Raw genomic sequence first — 15,753 nt, forward strand, 5'->3', positions numbered from 1 at the left:
GTCCGTGCGAGGCGGTTCAGTCGAAAGCGAGCACCTCGGAGACCGGACGGCGCGGCGTGGCACGGCCCCCGGGGCCGTAGCCCAGGCGGAACACCATGTGGACGAAGCCCATCGTCGAGCCGGGATCGCGTGCGTCGGAACGGAGTTCGGGCCATTCCAGGGGCTGGGACATGAGGGAGGTGGCAAGGCCGTCGAGGGTGGCCTGGAGCAGGATCCGCTGCATGGCCTGGCCGGCCTTCAGCCAATCCTCCCGGGTGTCGCCGACCGTGCCGAGCAGCGCGATCTGCGGCGTCTTCTCGAACCGCGCCGAGGCACGGCCGGCCACCTGGCGGGGGGCGCCGAAGTCCCTGACGGGGGAGGTCACGTCGTACTGTCGCGGGCCGAAGGCGTACGAGGGGATGCCCTCGGTGCCGGGGCCTTCCCCGGCCGCACCCGTGCGTGTCCAGACGGCGATCTCCGTGCGTACGGCCTCGTCCGCCGCCTCGAACAGCTCGGAGGCGTGAACGAGATCCATGACGGTGTCGGTGTGCCACGCTCCGGGCACGACGAGTCGGCAGCCCTCCAGGAGGGCCGCGGTACGGAGCCCGTCGATCACCTCGGACGGGATCCGCTCCTCGGTGAAGGGGAAACGGCTGGTGTGCCGACGCGACAGGGCGCCATGGAGTGTGCCCAGTTCGCTGTCGGCGTCGTCGGGGCCGTCGAGGCGCACGTCGGCGAGGTGCCAGGGATCGTCGGGACGGGGCAGCAACCGGACCACGGGACGCAGGCCCCGGTGCACGGCGGCGACGCGCAGGCCGAACAGGGCGGCGCCGCAACCGAGGTGGAGGGCTCGGTGGTCCGGGTCCTCGCGCGGCATGCCGCGCAGCGGATCCCCGTGCAGCTCGATGATTCCGGGGCCCGTCCTGTGGACGAACTTCCAGGGCTGTGCGTTGTGCATGGAGGGAGCCGTGACGGCGTCTTCGATCAGCGACATCACGAGTGGTCGGGTCAGGGCGGTGGTAGACACGGTTCGTCCTGTCTGCGATGGGTTACCAGGAGATGTCGTGGGGAGTCCGGGCGGGGGACGCGGGTCGTGTGTCGTCCTCTGTGAAGGACAGCCGGTCCACAACGGCGACGACGCCGTCGACGCGCTCGGCGAGTCCGACGAGCATCCGCGCCTGGCTCCGCTGCCGGACGTGGCCCCCCAGCGTCACCACGCCGTCGAGGACGTGCACGTCCACCGCGTACTCGGGGAGGCCCATGGTGTCCGAGAGGACGTCCTCACAGATGCGGCGCCGTATCTCCGCGTCCGGACGCAGGTAGACACCGAGCAGATCGCGGCGGGTCACGATGCCCACCAGCCGTTCCTCCTCGTCGACGACGGGAAGGCGCTCGACTCCGCGGCGCACCATCAGCCGTGCCGCGTCCGCCACCGTCTCCTCGGCGTGCACCGTGACGGCCGGCGTGGTCATCAGGTCCCGCGCGGTCAGCTCGTGGCGAGCCAGGAGGTCGCTCTCGGAGACGACTCCGACGACATGGTCGTCGTCGTCCACGACGGGGACCCCGCTGATCTCGTGCTCGGCGAGCGACTTCGCCACCTCCCTGAACGACATCGTGGGGACGGCGGAGACCACGTCGTCGGTCATCAGACCGCCGACCTTCATGTGCTTCATCGCCGCGCCTCCTGTTCGAGGGTTCGGACGGTGCTCCCCGCGTGACCACTCTCCGACGCGCGCCCGAGTCGTACGAGGGCCGAATGGTCCACCCTCAGGACCGAACGGGCTCGTCACGGCGTCTCCGCGCCCTGCCCGGCCGGGGGTGGGGACCCTTTTGGCCCCGTCATTGCCCCCAGCGGCCCTCCGGCAGCCCGAAGCCGGCTGTCAGGGTGGAAAGGAAGTCCCTCGGACCCTGGGAGGGGTCATGAACGGAACCACAGCCCGTTTCGGTCCGGGCAGGGTCGTCGTCGGCGTCGACGGATCACCGTCCGCGCACACGGCGGTGATGTGGGCGGCAGCGGAGGCGGCCCTGCGGGGCAGCACCCTCTGTCTCGTTCATGCGGCGGACACGGACGCATCGACCCCGTTCCTGTCCGAGGCGGAGATCGTCAGGGGTCGGCAAGCAGGGCGTGAGTTGCTCGACCGGACCGCCGAGGCGGTCACGGAGCGACATCCCGAGCTGGCGGTCGTCGAGGAACTCGCCGATGGCCCGGCTCCCGGCAGCCTGCGGCGGGCCGCCGCCCTGACCGGCACGATCGTCGTCGGACACCGGGGTCTTGGCGGGTTCTCGTCCCTGTTGCTCGGATCGGTCGGTCTTGAGGTCGCGGCCGGTGCCACCACGCCCGTGGTCGTGGTGCGAGGGGCCACGGAGCCCGTCGAGACCGGCGCGGTCCTCGCAGTGGTCCGGGACGAGGCCGACGTGGGCTGCGCCCGTGCGGCGGCCCGCGAAGCCCTGCTGCGAAAGGTGCCCTTGTGGCTCCTGCACATCTGGAACGTGGGGCCGGCCATCGGCTCACGAGCCGCGTCGAGCGACGGCGGCGACGGAAGCGCCCGTCCTCACGCACGAGTACTGTCCGCGGTCTCGGACCGGATCCGGGAGGAGTTCCCGAACCTGACCGTGCAGGCCGAGGGCCGGAAGAGCCACAGCGTGCCCGGAGCTCTCGTCGACGCGTCGCACCACGCCGACCTTCTGGTCGTCGGCGGTCGACGATCGCCCGGCTACCTGGGACCGACGCTCGGGCGGATCACGCTGACCCTGCTGCAGCACGCCCACTGCCCCGTGGAGCTCATCCCGCGGCAAGGACCCGGACATGGGAGCACGTCATGACCAGCACCACGGATCACAGCGACATCGTCGTCGGTATCGACCCGGTCAGGAACTGGCACATGGCCCTTGCCTGGGCCGCGGACGAGGCTCACCTGCGAGGCCGAGGACTGCGCCTGGTGGTCGCGGTACCACCGCAGCACGACACCCAACACGTCGACGACACCCCCCGCCACCAGGCACAGCGGCAGGCCGGCACGGAAGCCCTGCGTACCGCGCTCGCCTGGGCGCACGCCCGGCAGCCGGCCGTCAAGGCCACCTCCTCCCTGCTCGACGGGTTCCCGGCGGGAGCCCTGGCCGGTCTGTCACACGAGGCCCACATGATCGTGCTGGGCTCCAGGCACCTCAGCCGCACCGAGGAGTTCCTGAGCGCCGGCTCCCTGGTCGTCCCGGTCACCGCGAAGGCGCACTGTCCGGTGGTCGTCGTCGGCGACGCGGAACACGTCACGCAGGAGACGCCCTACCTCGTGGTCGGCGTCGACGGCAGCGAGGCCTCACGAGCAGCCCTGGCCTGGGCCTTCGAGGAAGCCGACCTCCGGCGCTGCGCACTGCGTGCCGCCGCCGTCTGGCAACCCCCCGTTTTCTCCCCGCACAGCGCCGGCACGCTGTTCCACGCCGAGCGCCGCCTCCTCTCGGAGACCACCGCGGGCTGGGCGGAGAAGTACCCCGACGTCCGGCTCACCCACGAGGTTCCCATCGGTTCCCCGGTGGAGACGCTCGCGGACGCGGCCGAGCACGCCCTTGCCGTCGTCGTCGGCCGTCGAGGCCGGGGCGGCTACACCGGGATGCGGGTCGGCTCCGTCGCCCATGGGCTGCTGCACCGGGCCCACTGCCCGGTGATCACCGTCCCCGCCGGGTGAGCGGGCCATGACGACGTCGGCATCGGACCAGGCCTCTACGCCGGTGCGGGAGACGACGGGACTCACCCAGGAGGAGGCCGCCCGGCGGTTCGCCGACGCAGCCCCCAACGAGGTGGCCGCGAGAAAGCCCGTGCGCCTCCACAAGCGGGTCCTGGCCCAGCTGACCGACCCCCTGATCATGGTGCTCCTCGGGGCCGTCGTGCTGACCTTCGCGATCGGCGACCATCCCGACGCGATCGTCATCGGGCTGGTCGTCCTCGTGAACACGACCGTCGGCGTGGCGCAGGAGATCCGGGCCGACAATGCCGTCGCCGCCCTCTCTGCCCTCACCGCGCCGCACGCGCGCGTGCGGCGCGACGGTGCCGTCTGCGACCTCCCGGTGGTGTCGATCGTCCCGGACGATGTCCTCCTGGTGGGTGAGGGCGACATCGTCGCGGCCGACGCCGAGCTCGCCGAGGCGTCCGCCGTACTGGTGGACGAGTCCATGCTCACCGGAGAGTCCGTGCCGGTCGACAAGGAAGCCGGTGCGACGCTGAGCGCGGGCACGGTCGTCGTGCGCGGCCGGGGTGTGGCAGTGGTCAAGGCGACCGGTGCAGGCAGCGCCCTCGGCCGCATCGCGGCTCTTCTCGACGAACGTCGCGAGCCGACCCCGCTGCAGCGCCGACTCGCCGCCCTCGGGCGCGTCCTCGCGGCCGTGACGCTCGCCTTGTGCGTCCTGGTCTTCGCCCTCGGCCTGGTGCGGGGGATCCCGCTCGGCACGATGGCCGTCACCGCCATCAGCCTGGCCGTGGCGGCAGTCCCCGAGTCCCTTCCCGCCGTCGTCACCCTGGCACTCGCGCTGGGGGCCCGACGCATGGTCGCCCGGCACGCCTTGGTGCGGCGGCTGCCCGCGGTGGAGACGCTCGGCTCGGTGTCCGTCCTCGCCACCGACAAGACCGGCACCCTGACCGAGGGCCGCATGGTCGTCCAGCACGTCTGGACACCACGGATGAGCGCCGAACTCTCGGGCATGGGGTACGAACCCGTGGGCGAGGTCCTGATCGCCGGACGGCCCGCGGAAGCGGACGAGCTCGAACCCCTGACGGAGCTCCTGACCGTGACCGCCCTGTGCAACGACGCCACGCTGCGCCCGGCGGACGACGGGACCTCCGACGGCCGCTGGACAGCCCTGGGCGACCCCATGGAAGCCGCTCTGCTCACGGCCGCGGCCAAGGCGGGCTGCCCGGATTCCGCAGAACTGGCGACGATCCGTCTCCGGCTCGCAGAAGCACCCTTCGACAGCCTCCGCAGACGCATGACCACGCTGCACGCGACCGGGGAGGGCCGGGTCTCCGTCTGTCTGAAGGGTGCCCCCGAAGCCGTACTCGACCCGGCCGTCCTGCTCGACCCTCCGGAGACGCTCGCGGCGGCCTGCCAGGAGGTCGCGAGCCTGGCCGCCCAGGGGCACCGTGTGCTCGCCGTGGCATCGGGCGTGCGGAACGACGTCCCGAGCCCGGTCACCGCGGCGGAGTCGGGACTCACGCTCCTCGGCCTCGTCGCGCTCGACGACCCGCCCAAGCCACATGCCGCAGCGACCCTCGCCTCCTGCCGGGCGGCCGGCATCACCCCCGTCCTCATCACCGGGGACCATCCGGCGACGGCTCGGGCGGTCGCGTCCCACGTCGCGCTCATGGGCGACGGCGGCGAGACGGAAGGCCACGTCGTCACGGGGGCGGACGTGGCCGCAGGTCGCGTTGCCGATCTCACCGCGGTGCGGGTCTTCGCCCGTACGGACCCCCAACAGAAGCTGGACATCGTCGAGACGTGGCGCGCCGGGGGAGCGGTGACCGCGATGACCGGCGACGGGGTCAACGACGGCCCCGCCCTGCACCGCGCCGACATCGGCGTCGCCATGGGCGCGCGCGGCACGGAGGGCGCGCGCCAGGCCGCCGACCTCGTCCTCACCGACGACGAGCTCTCGACGGTCGTGGCGGCCGTCGACGAGGGACGGCGCGTCTACGACAACATCCGCCGTTTCCTGATCTACGGGATGGCAGGCGGCGCCGCCGAGATCCTCGTCATGCTGCTCGGCCCGCTGCTCGGGCTGCCCCTTCCCCTGCGAGCGGGCCAGATCCTGTGGGGCAACCTCCTCACGCACGGCCTCACCGGCGTCGCCATGGGCGCGGAACCAGCCTCCCCGGGAGCGATGCGACGACCACCACGTCCGTCGGACCAGCACATCCTCGGTGGAGGTGCCTGGCAGCGCCTGCTCGTCCTGGCCGCCGTCGTCACGGCCGCTTCACTCGGCGCGGGGCTCGCCGCCCAGACACTGGACCTGGCCTGGCAGAGCGTCCTCTTCCTCGCCCTCCTCGCCGCGCAGCTCGGCGTCGTCCTGGGGCTGCGTACCCGGCTGCTCACCAGGAAGAACCCGTTCCTTCCCCTGTCCGTCCTCGCCTCCACGCTGCTGGCCGCGGCAGCGCTGTACGTGCCCTTCCTGAGCTCGGTCCTGGAGACGGAACCGCTCGGCTGGGCAGGCATCGGCATCGCTGTCGCCTGTGCACCCGCGGGATTCCTTGCCGCACGACTCGTCCGGAGCGCCTTCCGGGGAACGAGCCCGACAGGAACTGTCGGAGCACCGGGACTACCGTGAAGGCCGGGCGCCACGGGTGCCGCCCATGCGCCTGACGTGACCGGAGGTCTTGATGAGCCGGGAGGACTCCCCATCCGCGGACACGCGGATGCCACGGCTGAGACTGGACGAGCTGCTCGACGAACTTCAGGCACGTATCGACGAGGTGCGAGGCACGAGGGACCGGTTGAACGGGCTCCTCGAGGCCGTCATGTCCGTGGGCCGGGAACTGGACCTGCCCCAGGTACTGCGGGGCATCGTTGAGGCCGCCGTGACCCTTGTGGACGCCGAGTACGGGGCCTTGGGCGTCATCGGGGAGGACCGGAGGCTCTCCGAGTTCGTCCCCGTCGGCATCGACGACGACGTCTGGGAGCGGATCGGGGATCTGCCCTCCGGGCACGGCATCCTCGGCGAACTGATCCGCAACCCCCAGCCGCTGCGCCTCTCCGAGTTGTCCGAGCACCCGGCCTCGTACGGCTTCCCGCCGCACCACCCGCCGATGCACACGTTTCTCGGCGTCCCGATCCGCATCCGCGACGAGGTGTTCGGCAACCTCTACCTCACCGAGAAGCGGGGCGGGGCGGACTTCGACACCGAGGACGAGGCCGTGGTCACGACCCTGGCGGTCGCGGCCGGCATCGCGATCGAGAACGCCCGCCTCTACGAGGAGGGCCGACTGCGGCAGCGGTGGTTGGCCGCGAGCGCCGACCTCACCAGTGCCCTGCTGTCGGGCTCGGAGGAGACCCTGGTGCTCGACGGGATGCTGGAGCAGGCCGTGGACATCGCGGGCGCCGACATGGGGGTCTTCTATCTGGTGGGCCCGGAGGGCGAGCTACGGGGGTCATTGGCGCGCGGTGCGGGGGCCGACGCGCATCGGGGCGTGGTCCTGCCGAGCAGCGAGGGAACCCTGGCAGCCGCCGCCCTTGAGGAGGAGGACGGACTGGTCACGCTGGCGGACGTGGAGAGCGATGAGCGGGTGACGGTGCAGCCGGAGCGCTGGAGGGGCTTCGGGCCGGCGGTGGCGGTGACGGTCGGCACGAAGGAGCGGCTGAGCGGCGTACTGATCCTCGCCCGGCGTCGAGCGCGGCCGCCCTTCGCGGGCGCCGAGATCACGGCTCTCCCGGGGTTCGCCGGGCAGGCGGCCCTGGCGCTCGAACTGGCCGACCGGCGCCGTGACGCCGAGCAGGTGAGCCTTCTGGAAGATCGCGACCGGATCGCAAGAGATCTGCACGACCTGGCCATTCAGCGCCTGTTCGCCACGGGGATGACGCTGCAGAGCGCGCGGCGGTTCGTCGAGCACCCGGAGGCCGTGGAGCGGCTGACGCGGGCCGTCGACGACCTGGACGCCACGATCAAGATCATCCGATCGACCATCTTCGGGCTCCGGGAACACGACACCCCTGGAAGTGCCCCGAAACTCAGGAACCGTGTCGTCAAAGCGGTGGAATCGGCCGCGTCGACGCTCGGATTCGCTCCGGCGCTGCGGATGGAAGGCCTGCTGGACACGGACGTGCCGCCGGAAGCGGCCGAGGAAGCGCTCGCCGTTCTCGGGGAGGCCCTCACCAACGTGGCACGGCACGCCCGGGCCCGGAGGGTGGAGGTGGCGGTTGCCGCCGAGGAGGGCGTCCTGGCGGTGACGGTGAGTGACGATGGCGTGGGCATACCGCAGGGCGGCAGGCGCAGTGGACTGCGGAACATGTCCGAACGGGCCGAGCGGCTGGGCGGCACCCTGTCGGTCCGCGCGCGGGCGGAACCCGGCAGCGGCACGGTACTCGAGTGGCGGGTTCCGCTGTCGAACGAGGACCTTTGACCGCGCTACTTCTCCTCGGCGTCGTGTTCGTGGACCTGCGCGGCGATGACGGCGGCCTGGACCCGGCGCTCGACGCCGAGCTTGCCCAGCAGCCGTGAGATGTGGTTCTTGACCGTCTTCTCCGAGAGATAGAGGCGTTTGGCGATCTGCCGGTTGGTGAGTCCCTCCCCGATGAGTTCGAGGACCGATCGCTCCCTCTCGGACAGGACCGCGAGCCGCTCGTCCTCCGGCGGCTTCGCCGCCCCGGGGTCGCGCAGGGAGCGCATCAGCCGGGCGGTGGTGGCAGGATCGAGCATCGACTGGCCCGTGGCCACGCTCCGTACCGCCGACACCAGATCGGCCCCCTTGATCTGCTTGAGGACGTATCCGGCCGCACCGGCCATGATCGCGTCGAGGAGCGCGTCCTCGTCGTCGAACGATGTCAGCATCAGACAGGCCAGCTCGGGCATCCGGGAGCGCAGTTCCCGGCACACGGAGATGCCGTCGCCGTCGGGCAGCCGTACGTCGAGCACCGCCACGTCCGGCCGGAGCGCGGGCCCCCTGGCCAGCGCCTGCTCGGCCGTCGACGCCTCGCCGACCACCTCCATGTCGGGCTCGTCGTCGATCAGGTCACGAAGGCCCCGGCGGACGACCTCGTGATCATCGACGAGGAACACCCGCGTCGGTGCGGTGGCTGCCGGCAGATCGTTCATGGCGACCTCTGTGGTCGGTCGGTGGACACCCGCCCTCACAAGGATTGTCCGTCATGGAGCGCCTCAAGGGGCGACGGCGAGATCCATTCGGACGTCGACCACGCCCTCCACGGCCCGCACGGCGCGGGCGACCAGCGGCACCAGGGATCTGTCCGAGAGCGCCCCACTGATCGTGGCCACACCGTCCGCGACCACGACGTCGAGTCCCACGGGGGTGGCCGGTTCGGCGAGCACGGAGTGGCGGATGTCCTCCTCGATCTCGGCGTCCGTACGGAGGAACACCTTCAGCAGATCGCTCCGGCTGACCACCCCCTCCAGCATGCCGACGCCGTCGACCACGGGCAGGCGCTTCACCCGCCGCGTCGCCATGATCCGCGCCGCTTCGGCGAGCGTCGCGTCGGGATGGACGGTCACGGCCGGGCTGGACATGAGTTCCCCGGCTCGTACGGCTCCGGCCTTGGACGCCGCGGCGAACTCGTCCGGACGGGGCTCGTCGGTGCGGAACTCCTCCTTCGGCAGCAGATCGGCCTCCGAGACGACCCCGATCACCCGCCCCTCGCCCTCCAGGACGGGCAAGGCACTCACCTTCCAGTGGTCCATGAGCTCGACGATCTCCTTGTACGGCGCGTCACGCCCGATGGCGATGGCGGTGTGGGTCATGACGTCGCTGACGGTGTAGCGCGAGGCGGTCATTTCGTTCTCCCAGAGGAGTGAAGACCTACGGTGTCCACTCCGAGTCTGGCCGCGTCCTGCGAGAGGGGAGGAGGGCCGGATGGCCCCTCTGGGACCCTGGTCGGCCCGTGCGAGCCTGTCCCACCTGTCCCGGGCGGAGCGGAAAGCGAGGCGGCCGGGATGCGCGGACCCGATCCTCACCTCACCGGCTGCTGTCGCCATGGGTCTCAAGGCTCACGTCCAGCCGATCCTCGGCTCCGGCCGCTCGGTCGAGACCTCCACGAGAAGGAGCTCACACGGCCCTTGCGCGGCGGTCTCTGCTACAGAAGGGGCCTGCTCGACGTGCTCTCGCCCTCGCCGATGGCTCCCGTGCGGATCGGTCAGGCAACCTGGAGAGACGCCCCCCATGCCCTGGCACGATCCCGCTCGTCCTCGCGCAGCGGGCCTTCGGTGTCCTCGATGACGAAGCCCTCCGGCTCCGCGACGAGTTCATAGCCGTGGCTGCGCAGCCGGCGGGCGATGCCGCCGGCGGCGGCGCCGGCCAGGCGCATGTCCGCCCTGGTGTCGAAGGCCGCGGCGGCGTGGGTGCCGGTGTGGGCCTTCGGAAGCGTGTCGTGGAACCAGTCGCGGACTCCAGGGCCCTCGGCGCCCTCCTCGGGAGAGAAGGGACGTTCCTCCTTCTCGGCCTCCTGCTGCTCGGCCTTCAGCCCCATCTTCCGGCTCATCCCGGTGGTCATGCCCCGCATGTGGGTCGGCCCGCCGACGACCAGCAGGTCGGTGGGGCCGATGCGCTCCGGCAGCGCGTCGACCACTGCCACGCACTCGACCTCGGCGACCGGGTGTGCCTCCTTCAGACCTTCGCCGATCGCGTCAGCGATCTCGCGCGTGTTGCCGAACAGGCTCTCGTACACGATCACAGCACGCATCACGCCTCATCTCCTCATGTGCTTCGTTCCCAGGCTTCCGCAGCCGCTTCGACCGCGCGCGGCACGATGCCGACGCCTGGGGAAACCAGCGCTCGGTAGCGGCCGGACCATGCGGCGGAAATCGGGTCGGTGCAAGCGGTACGCGCTTCGCAGACAAAAGGGACCGCCGTGCTGAACAACATGTCCAGATCACGGGTCGCGCCGTGCACGACGTCCGGTGCGGTGGCGACCACGGCGCACTCCAGGCGGGAGAGCCGGGACCCGGGCAGAGCCGCGTCGAGCAAAAGGGACTCGGCTGTCGTGGCGACGCTCGGCTGGGCACTCATGGAGGCCTCCCGGATCCGACGTCACCAGTCTGGTCCCCAGGACGGGAATCCCGCTGGGGCCGAACGGCCCCGTACCGTCGCCGATGTCTTCGTCCGCCCCACGACGGCGACGGCCTCCGCGCCGAGCTCCCTGGTGACGGCCTTCGCTGTCCTCCGAACTTTTCGCCGGTCTTGAGCACGCGCAGCAGGTGCACCGCGTCGGCCGCGGTCCAAAGGTCCTGACAAGAGAGTGGGACGTGTCGGCGGGTGATCAGGCAGGTTGTGAGGCGGAGGAAGGCTTCGTGGAGGTCGTCACGTCGTTCCCGGCGGATGCGGAGCCGGCGGAAGCAGTGGAGCCGGGCGATGGTCCGTTCCACTATCCACCGGTGGACGCCGAGGCCGGAGGCGTGTGGGTCTCCGAGGCGGGCGATCAGGGGTTTGACGCCGGTTGCCCAGACCATGGGGCAGCACTGCCTGAAGCAGGGGATGAGCTGGGCCACATCGCCACAGATGCGTCACCCGGGGGTGGCGAACCCACGATGCCGTCGCCGGAAGTGCTGTGGCGCGGGTACTTGCGTGCGATCGGGCCACCACTGCTGGGACGTGGCGAGAAGTGAAGGGGTTGCGATGCGGCGGCAGGTTCGTTCCCTGCTGATGGTCCCGCCGTAGTGCCACCGCCTGGAGCGCTGGGTCGGTCATCGGAACATCCTCTGGTGGTCGGTGATTGGTCCCGCGGCGTTTCCTGCGGACGCCCGAGCAGCTCCGTGACGGCTGGATGGTGCGGCACGTCGTCGTAGGTTCCGCGCTCGCATCGCAGGTAGGCCCGCATCCTGTCGAACACGTCGCCCATCGACGCCCGGAGCGCCTCGTCGTCGAGGTACGGCACGGTCTCGCCCAGCACCTCGGAGAAGAGGGCGGCGCCACGACGTTCTCGTCGCTCGCCATGTCCGGGGGTACGCCGAGCAGCCCTCATGGCCGTTGGCGGAAAGACCCTGGCACGCGTATGTCGATCGTCTGCACACTGCGCCCGGGCGCACTACGCGTTCTCGTGCCCCGCGACCGACCGACGAATGTGGCACCCCACCCGTCCGTGAAGCCGATGAAATCGGCATCGAGGTCCTGGGATGCATCCGGGTGCTGCTGAGGGCGATGCTCGTGCTGGCCGCGCTCCTGTTCGGCGGCCGTCTGGCGTCAGGGATGCTGCGAGGTACCGACCGGCTGCTTGTTGCCACAGGAGAGACCGACCGGACCTATTCGCCCGTCCTGCTGGCTTCGTGGGTCGTCAACTCCTGTGGCACGGCGTTGGCTGCTCCGCTTCGCGAGTGGGCACAGCTGCTGTTCTCGGTGTCGGCGAATGGGACGATCGAGCGTTGACCGGACGATGGCCAAAGAGACCGTCTTCCACGAACTGGAGCGATGTCGGTGCCCGACAGGGATGCCCGGCAGAACGGTGACGCGTGGACGCACGTCGTCCGTGTGCGCAGAGGGGTCTCCCGCATGCGTGACGGCTCATCAGGAAAGTCAGCATTCAGTCAGCATGAGCCGCAGCGCGTTCCCAGAGAATTGCCCGAACAGCCGCCGGTGACGGCGTGAAAGCCCAGGTGGGGGCCGTATCGCCTAGGCAGAGCGATGTTCCTCACAAACATCGTTCGGCGCGTGCCGGTGTACAGTCGAGACCGCCCTTGACCTGCAGAAAGCAGGCAGGGAGCCGTACCAGAGGAGTCCCAAGTGCTGCGTACTCTGTTCAAGTCCAAGATCCACCGGGCGACCGTGACCCAGGCGGACCTCCACTACGTCGGTTCCGTGACTGTCGACGCGGAGCTGATGGAGGCGGCCGATCTTCTGCCCGGCGAGTTGGTGCACATCGTCGACATCGACAACGGGGCGCGTCTCGAGACGTATGTCATCGAGGGGGAGCGCGGTTCCGGCGTGATAGGGATCAACGGTGCGGCCGCGCACCTCGTGCACCCCGGGGACCTGGTCATCCTCATCAGCTATGCCCAGGTCGACGACGCGGAGGCGCGGACGTTCGTGCCGAGGGTGGTGCACGTCGACGCGGACAACCGGATCGTGGAGCTGGGCGCGGACGCGTCCGCGCCCGTGCCGGGGAGTGACACGGTGCGGGCCCCGCACGCGGTGCCCGGTGCGGGGGAGCCCGCGGCCGTGCCCGTGCGGGTCTGAGCGACGCGCGAAGCTCCGGGCGACGGGGGTCACGGAACCCGAAGGGCGGGGTCCGGCGGGCGCGGGTGCGTCAGCCGGGCCACCCTGGGTAGGGGGAACCCGTCGACAGAGAGGTCCGTGATGACGCAACCGCCCTACCCCGAGCCGCAGCCGCCCTCGCCGATCCCGCCGTCGCCGCCTCCGGTGCCGCCGCCGAACCCGATCCCGGTGCCGCCGGACCCCGCGCCGCCGGCGCCGCCGCAGCCCGGCGGGCCCGTACCGGAGCCCGAGCCTCAGCCCCAGCCGGGCCCGGCGGGTCTGGGGCGGGCGTCAACACAGAGGTGACACAGGAGCCTTGAGGTTCCGCGAAGCCCTTGTCACGGAGCGTGCGCCACCCCTAACTTGGACGGCTGCTGCTGTGTTCAAGGGGGGCCCATGGCCGTACGCGGACGTCACCGCCGCCACCAGCCGAGCCGGATCAACCGCGCCTCGCTCACCGTCACCGCGGGAAGCGCCGGAATGGCGCTGCCGCTCATCGGGGCGGGCGCGGTACAGGCGGCCTCGCTCGACGTGTGGGAGAAGGTCGCGGCCTGCGAGTCCTCCTCCAGCTGGCGCATCAACACGGGCAACGGCTACTTCGGCGGCCTGCAGTTCAGCCAGTCCACCTGGGAGCGGTACGGCGGGACGCACTACGCGCCGCGCGCCGACCTCGCGTCCAAGGACCAGCAGATCGCCATCGCCGAGCGCGTCCTCAAGGGCCAGGGGCCCGGCGCCTGGCCGTCCTGCGGGCCGCGGGCGGGCCTCGCCCGGGGCGGAGAGGTCCCGGAGACCTCCCCCGGGCGCGGCACGGCACAGCAGCCGTCCCGTGCGGGGAACGCGCCCCTGACCGCGTCCCTGCCCGGGCAACGCGCCTTACCGGAGCAGCCCGCCGGGAACGCCGGCCCCACCGCCGTGCCGACCGTCCGCGAGATGTACACCGTGACTCCCGGCGACTCGCTGTCGGCGATCGCCCGCGACGAGCACGTCCAAGGCGGCTGGAAGCGCCTCTACGAGGCCAACCGGCGGGTCGTCGGAGACGACCCCGACCTCATCCACCCCGGCCAGCGCCTCACCCTCCGCATCGCCGCCCCCCGCAAGGCGGACACCGGGGAGGAGCGGAAGCCGGCCACGGCGACCCCGCCCCCGAAGCCGACCCCGTCGGCCGGGTCCGCCGCCCCGGCGGCGAAGGCGGCGGGGCAGACCGCCCGGCCCGCCCCGCCCGCCGGAGCCACACGTCCCGGGACGCAGCCGTCCAAGACCCCCGCCACGCGCCCCACCGCGCCGCGACCGGCGCCGACGGCCTCGACGAGACCGGCCCCGGGACCGGTGACGAAGCCCGTCCCGGGGCCCGCCCCGAGACCCGCGGCGAAGAAGCCGGCCCCGAAGCCCGCGACGGCCAAGCCGAAGCCGAAACCGGTCCCCCAGCAGACGCCACGGCCCCGGCCCGCGGCCGAGCCCGACGAGGACCGCTACTCGGCACCCGTCTCCGCGGGCATCGGCACCCGCTACGGCAAGCCGGGCAGCTCCTGGTCCAGCGGCTACCACACCGGCGTGGACTTCCCCGTGCCCACGGGGACCTCGGTCAAGGCCGTGGCCGCCGGGCGGATCGTCTCCGCCGGGTGGGCGGGGGCGTACGGCTACCAGATCGTCCTGCGGCACGACGACGGCCGCTACAGCCAGTACGCGCACCTCTCCGCGCTCAGTGTCCGTGACGGCCAACGGGTGAGCGCCGGTCAGCGCATCGCGCGCTCAGGATCGACCGGCAACAGCACGGGACCGCATCTCCACTTCGAGGTGCGGACGGGTCCCGGGTACGGGTCCGACATCGACCCGCTGGCCTACCTCAGGGCCCGGGGCGTCGCCCTCTGACCGCCGGGTGACGGACTCCCGGCGGACCGCCGGCTCCCGGACCTCGGACGGCCCCCGGGCCGCCCCGGACGCCGGAGGCGATGCCGGCGATGACACCGCCGGCGCGTCCGGGGGCACGGTCATCCGGTCCAGCATGAGCTGGACGAGTCCGCCCGCGGCCACGGCGCCGCAGATCAGGGCGGCCACGGTGCCGGCGGTGCCGTACCGGAAGCTCTCGCCGAACAGGGTCAGGCCCACGGCCGCGGCGACCACCGGGTTGACCACGGTGACGGTGGCCAGCGGGGCGGCGAGCCCGGCGCCCCGGTACGAGGCCTGGGAGAGGAGGAGCCCGGTCACGGCGAGGGCCGACAGGACCAGCAGCGTCGTCCACTCGGCGAGCGGCGTGCGGGGCGCCCACTCCTCGGCGACCGCCTTGGTGAAGACCGACGCGATGCCGAACGAGACGCCCGCCGCGGCGGCCAGCACGATGCTGCGCAGCACCGAGCGGCCCACCAGGCGCGCCACCGTGAACAGGACGGCCACCGCGCCGAACGTCGCCGCCGCGAGCAGCCAGCGCTCGTCGTCGGTCAGCCCCCGCGCCTCGGCGCCGCTGGTCAGGCTCAGCAGCCCGGCGAGGCCCGCGGTGGCCATGACGGCCCCGCGCCAGGCCCGCCGCCCGGCCGCGCGGCCGACGAACAGGGCCGCCAAGGGCAGCGCGAAGACGATCGTGAGCGCGCCCAGCGGCTGGACCAGGCTGAGCGGCCCGTACGCGAGGGCGGCGACGTGCAGCGCCGCGCCGACGCCGTTGAGCAGGACGGAACCCCACCAGGCCGGGCTGCGCAGCGGCGCGTAGCGCGGACCCGTGGCGGAGGCCGCGACCCGCTCCTGCACGATCGCCGCGGACGCGTAGGCGACCGCGGAGACCAGGGCCAGGAGGACGGACACCATGAGAGGGCTCATACCTTCCACGATCTCTCTTCCCGGCCGATCCCGTCGTCGTACCAGGGGACGTCTTCGCACGTACCACCGGCGCA

The 15,753-nt window shown here is 71.8% G+C and carries 14 protein-coding genes and 1 pseudogene; 7 read left to right on the top strand and 8 right to left on the bottom strand.

Annotated elements, in window-relative coordinates; genetic code table 11:
* Positions 1-16: 16 nt before the first annotated feature.
* A complete protein-coding gene (locus AC067A_RS18650; RefSeq protein WP_479243547.1) occupies positions 17-1,006 on the bottom strand; it encodes an Acg family FMN-binding oxidoreductase in 990 nt (329 codons plus the stop codon).
* A 22-nt stretch (positions 1,007-1,028) separates the two neighbouring features.
* On the bottom strand, positions 1,029-1,652 hold the full coding sequence (locus tag AC067A_RS18655) for a CBS domain-containing protein (RefSeq protein WP_479243548.1): 624 nt from the start codon (positions 1,650-1,652) through the stop codon (positions 1,029-1,031).
* 247 nt (positions 1,653-1,899) lie between these two features.
* Between AC067A_RS18655 and AC067A_RS18660 the strand changes: the two genes are divergently transcribed.
* The 4 genes from AC067A_RS18660 to AC067A_RS18675 all read left to right on the top strand — a co-directional run bounded on the left by AC067A_RS18660 (position 1,900) and on the right by AC067A_RS18675 (position 8,077).
* Positions 1,900-2,802 carry a universal stress protein gene (locus AC067A_RS18660; protein ID WP_479243549.1) on the top strand — a complete coding sequence of 301 codons (903 nt, stop codon included), beginning with the start codon at positions 1,900-1,902 and terminating at the stop codon, positions 2,800-2,802.
* Positions 2,799-3,659, top strand: coding sequence for a universal stress protein (locus AC067A_RS18665; RefSeq protein ID WP_479243550.1), 861 nt, complete (start codon positions 2,799-2,801; stop codon positions 3,657-3,659). Before AC067A_RS18660 ends, AC067A_RS18665 begins: the two co-directional genes overlap by 4 nt.
* A 7-nt stretch (positions 3,660-3,666) precedes the next feature.
* Positions 3,667-6,288 (top strand): cation-translocating P-type ATPase, encoded by a 2,622-nt coding sequence (locus AC067A_RS18670; protein ID WP_479243551.1) that lies wholly within the window; start codon positions 3,667-3,669, stop codon positions 6,286-6,288.
* Positions 6,289-6,376: 88 nt separating this feature from the next.
* On the top strand, positions 6,377-8,077 hold the full coding sequence (locus AC067A_RS18675; protein WP_479243552.1) for a sensor histidine kinase: 1,701 nt from the start codon (positions 6,377-6,379) through the stop codon (positions 8,075-8,077).
* Between the two features lie 5 nt (positions 8,078-8,082).
* Here AC067A_RS18675 and AC067A_RS18680 read toward each other — a convergent pair whose 3' ends face one another.
* The 5 genes and pseudogenes from AC067A_RS18680 to AC067A_RS18700 all read right to left on the bottom strand — a co-directional run.
* Positions 8,083-8,769, bottom strand: a complete 687-nt coding sequence (locus AC067A_RS18680; RefSeq protein ID WP_479243553.1) for a response regulator — start codon at positions 8,767-8,769, stop codon at positions 8,083-8,085.
* 63 nt (positions 8,770-8,832) lie between these two features.
* Complete coding sequence (locus tag AC067A_RS18685) at positions 8,833-9,462, bottom strand: CBS domain-containing protein (protein ID WP_479243554.1); 630 nt, start codon at positions 9,460-9,462, stop codon at positions 8,833-8,835.
* Between the two features lie 359 nt (positions 9,463-9,821).
* The gene (locus AC067A_RS18690) at positions 9,822-10,367 is read right to left on the bottom strand and encodes a flavodoxin family protein (protein WP_479243555.1); all 546 of its coding nucleotides are present in this window, start codon (positions 10,365-10,367) and stop codon (positions 9,822-9,824) included.
* Positions 10,368-10,381: 14 nt separating this feature from the next.
* Positions 10,382-10,693, bottom strand: a complete 312-nt coding sequence (locus AC067A_RS18695) for a hypothetical protein (protein WP_479243556.1) — start codon at positions 10,691-10,693, stop codon at positions 10,382-10,384.
* Between the two features lie 248 nt (positions 10,694-10,941).
* Positions 10,942-11,118: pseudogene (locus tag AC067A_RS18700) on the bottom strand (IS5/IS1182 family transposase); the annotation flags it as partial.
* 688 nt (positions 11,119-11,806) lie between these two features.
* On the opposite strand from AC067A_RS18700, the gene AC067A_RS18705 reads away from it, so the two are divergent.
* From AC067A_RS18705 to AC067A_RS18715, 3 genes are all read left to right on the top strand, one after another.
* Complete coding sequence (locus AC067A_RS18705; protein ID WP_479243557.1) at positions 11,807-12,046, top strand: hypothetical protein; 240 nt, start codon at positions 11,807-11,809, stop codon at positions 12,044-12,046.
* Between the two features lie 354 nt (positions 12,047-12,400).
* Positions 12,401-12,853 (top strand): aspartate 1-decarboxylase, encoded by a 453-nt coding sequence (panD, locus tag AC067A_RS18710; RefSeq protein ID WP_479243558.1) that lies wholly within the window; start codon positions 12,401-12,403, stop codon positions 12,851-12,853.
* A gap of 414 nt (positions 12,854-13,267) precedes the next feature.
* Positions 13,268-14,740, top strand: a complete 1,473-nt coding sequence (locus AC067A_RS18715) for a transglycosylase family protein (protein WP_479243559.1) — start codon at positions 13,268-13,270, stop codon at positions 14,738-14,740.
* On the opposite strand, the gene AC067A_RS18720 is transcribed toward AC067A_RS18715, so the two are convergent.
* Complete coding sequence (locus AC067A_RS18720) at positions 14,621-15,679, bottom strand: DMT family transporter (protein ID WP_479243560.1); 1,059 nt, start codon at positions 15,677-15,679, stop codon at positions 14,621-14,623. The genes AC067A_RS18715 and AC067A_RS18720 overlap by 120 nt on opposite strands.
* Positions 15,680-15,753 lie beyond the last annotated feature (74 nt).

Source organism: Streptomyces sp. NPDC043176, assembly GCF_056436715.1.

Bases quoted from the DNA above. Each gene is read 5' to 3' on its own strand.
- AC067A_RS18655 (WP_479243548.1), bottom strand. From the start codon at position 1,652: ATGAAGCACATGAAGGTCGGCGGTCTGATGACCGACGACGTGGTCTCC.
- AC067A_RS18660 (WP_479243549.1), top strand. From the start codon at position 1,900: ATGAACGGAACCACAGCCCGTTTCGGTCCGGGCAGGGTCGTCGTCGGC.
- AC067A_RS18665 (WP_479243550.1), top strand. From the start codon at position 2,799: ATGACCAGCACCACGGATCACAGCGACATCGTCGTCGGTATCGACCCG.
- AC067A_RS18670 (WP_479243551.1), top strand. From the start codon at position 3,667: ATGACGACGTCGGCATCGGACCAGGCCTCTACGCCGGTGCGGGAGACG.
- AC067A_RS18675 (WP_479243552.1), top strand. From the start codon at position 6,377: ATGCCACGGCTGAGACTGGACGAGCTGCTCGACGAACTTCAGGCACGT.
- AC067A_RS18680 (WP_479243553.1), bottom strand. From the start codon at position 8,769: ATGAACGATCTGCCGGCAGCCACCGCACCGACGCGGGTGTTCCTCGTC.
- AC067A_RS18685 (WP_479243554.1), bottom strand. From the start codon at position 9,462: ATGACCGCCTCGCGCTACACCGTCAGCGACGTCATGACCCACACCGCC.
- AC067A_RS18690 (WP_479243555.1), bottom strand. From the start codon at position 10,367: ATGCGTGCTGTGATCGTGTACGAGAGCCTGTTCGGCAACACGCGCGAG.
- AC067A_RS18695 (WP_479243556.1), bottom strand. From the start codon at position 10,693: ATGAGTGCCCAGCCGAGCGTCGCCACGACAGCCGAGTCCCTTTTGCTC.
- AC067A_RS18715 (WP_479243559.1), top strand. From the start codon at position 13,268: ATGGCCGTACGCGGACGTCACCGCCGCCACCAGCCGAGCCGGATCAAC.
- AC067A_RS18720 (WP_479243560.1), bottom strand. From the start codon at position 15,679: ATGAGCCCTCTCATGGTGTCCGTCCTCCTGGCCCTGGTCTCCGCGGTC.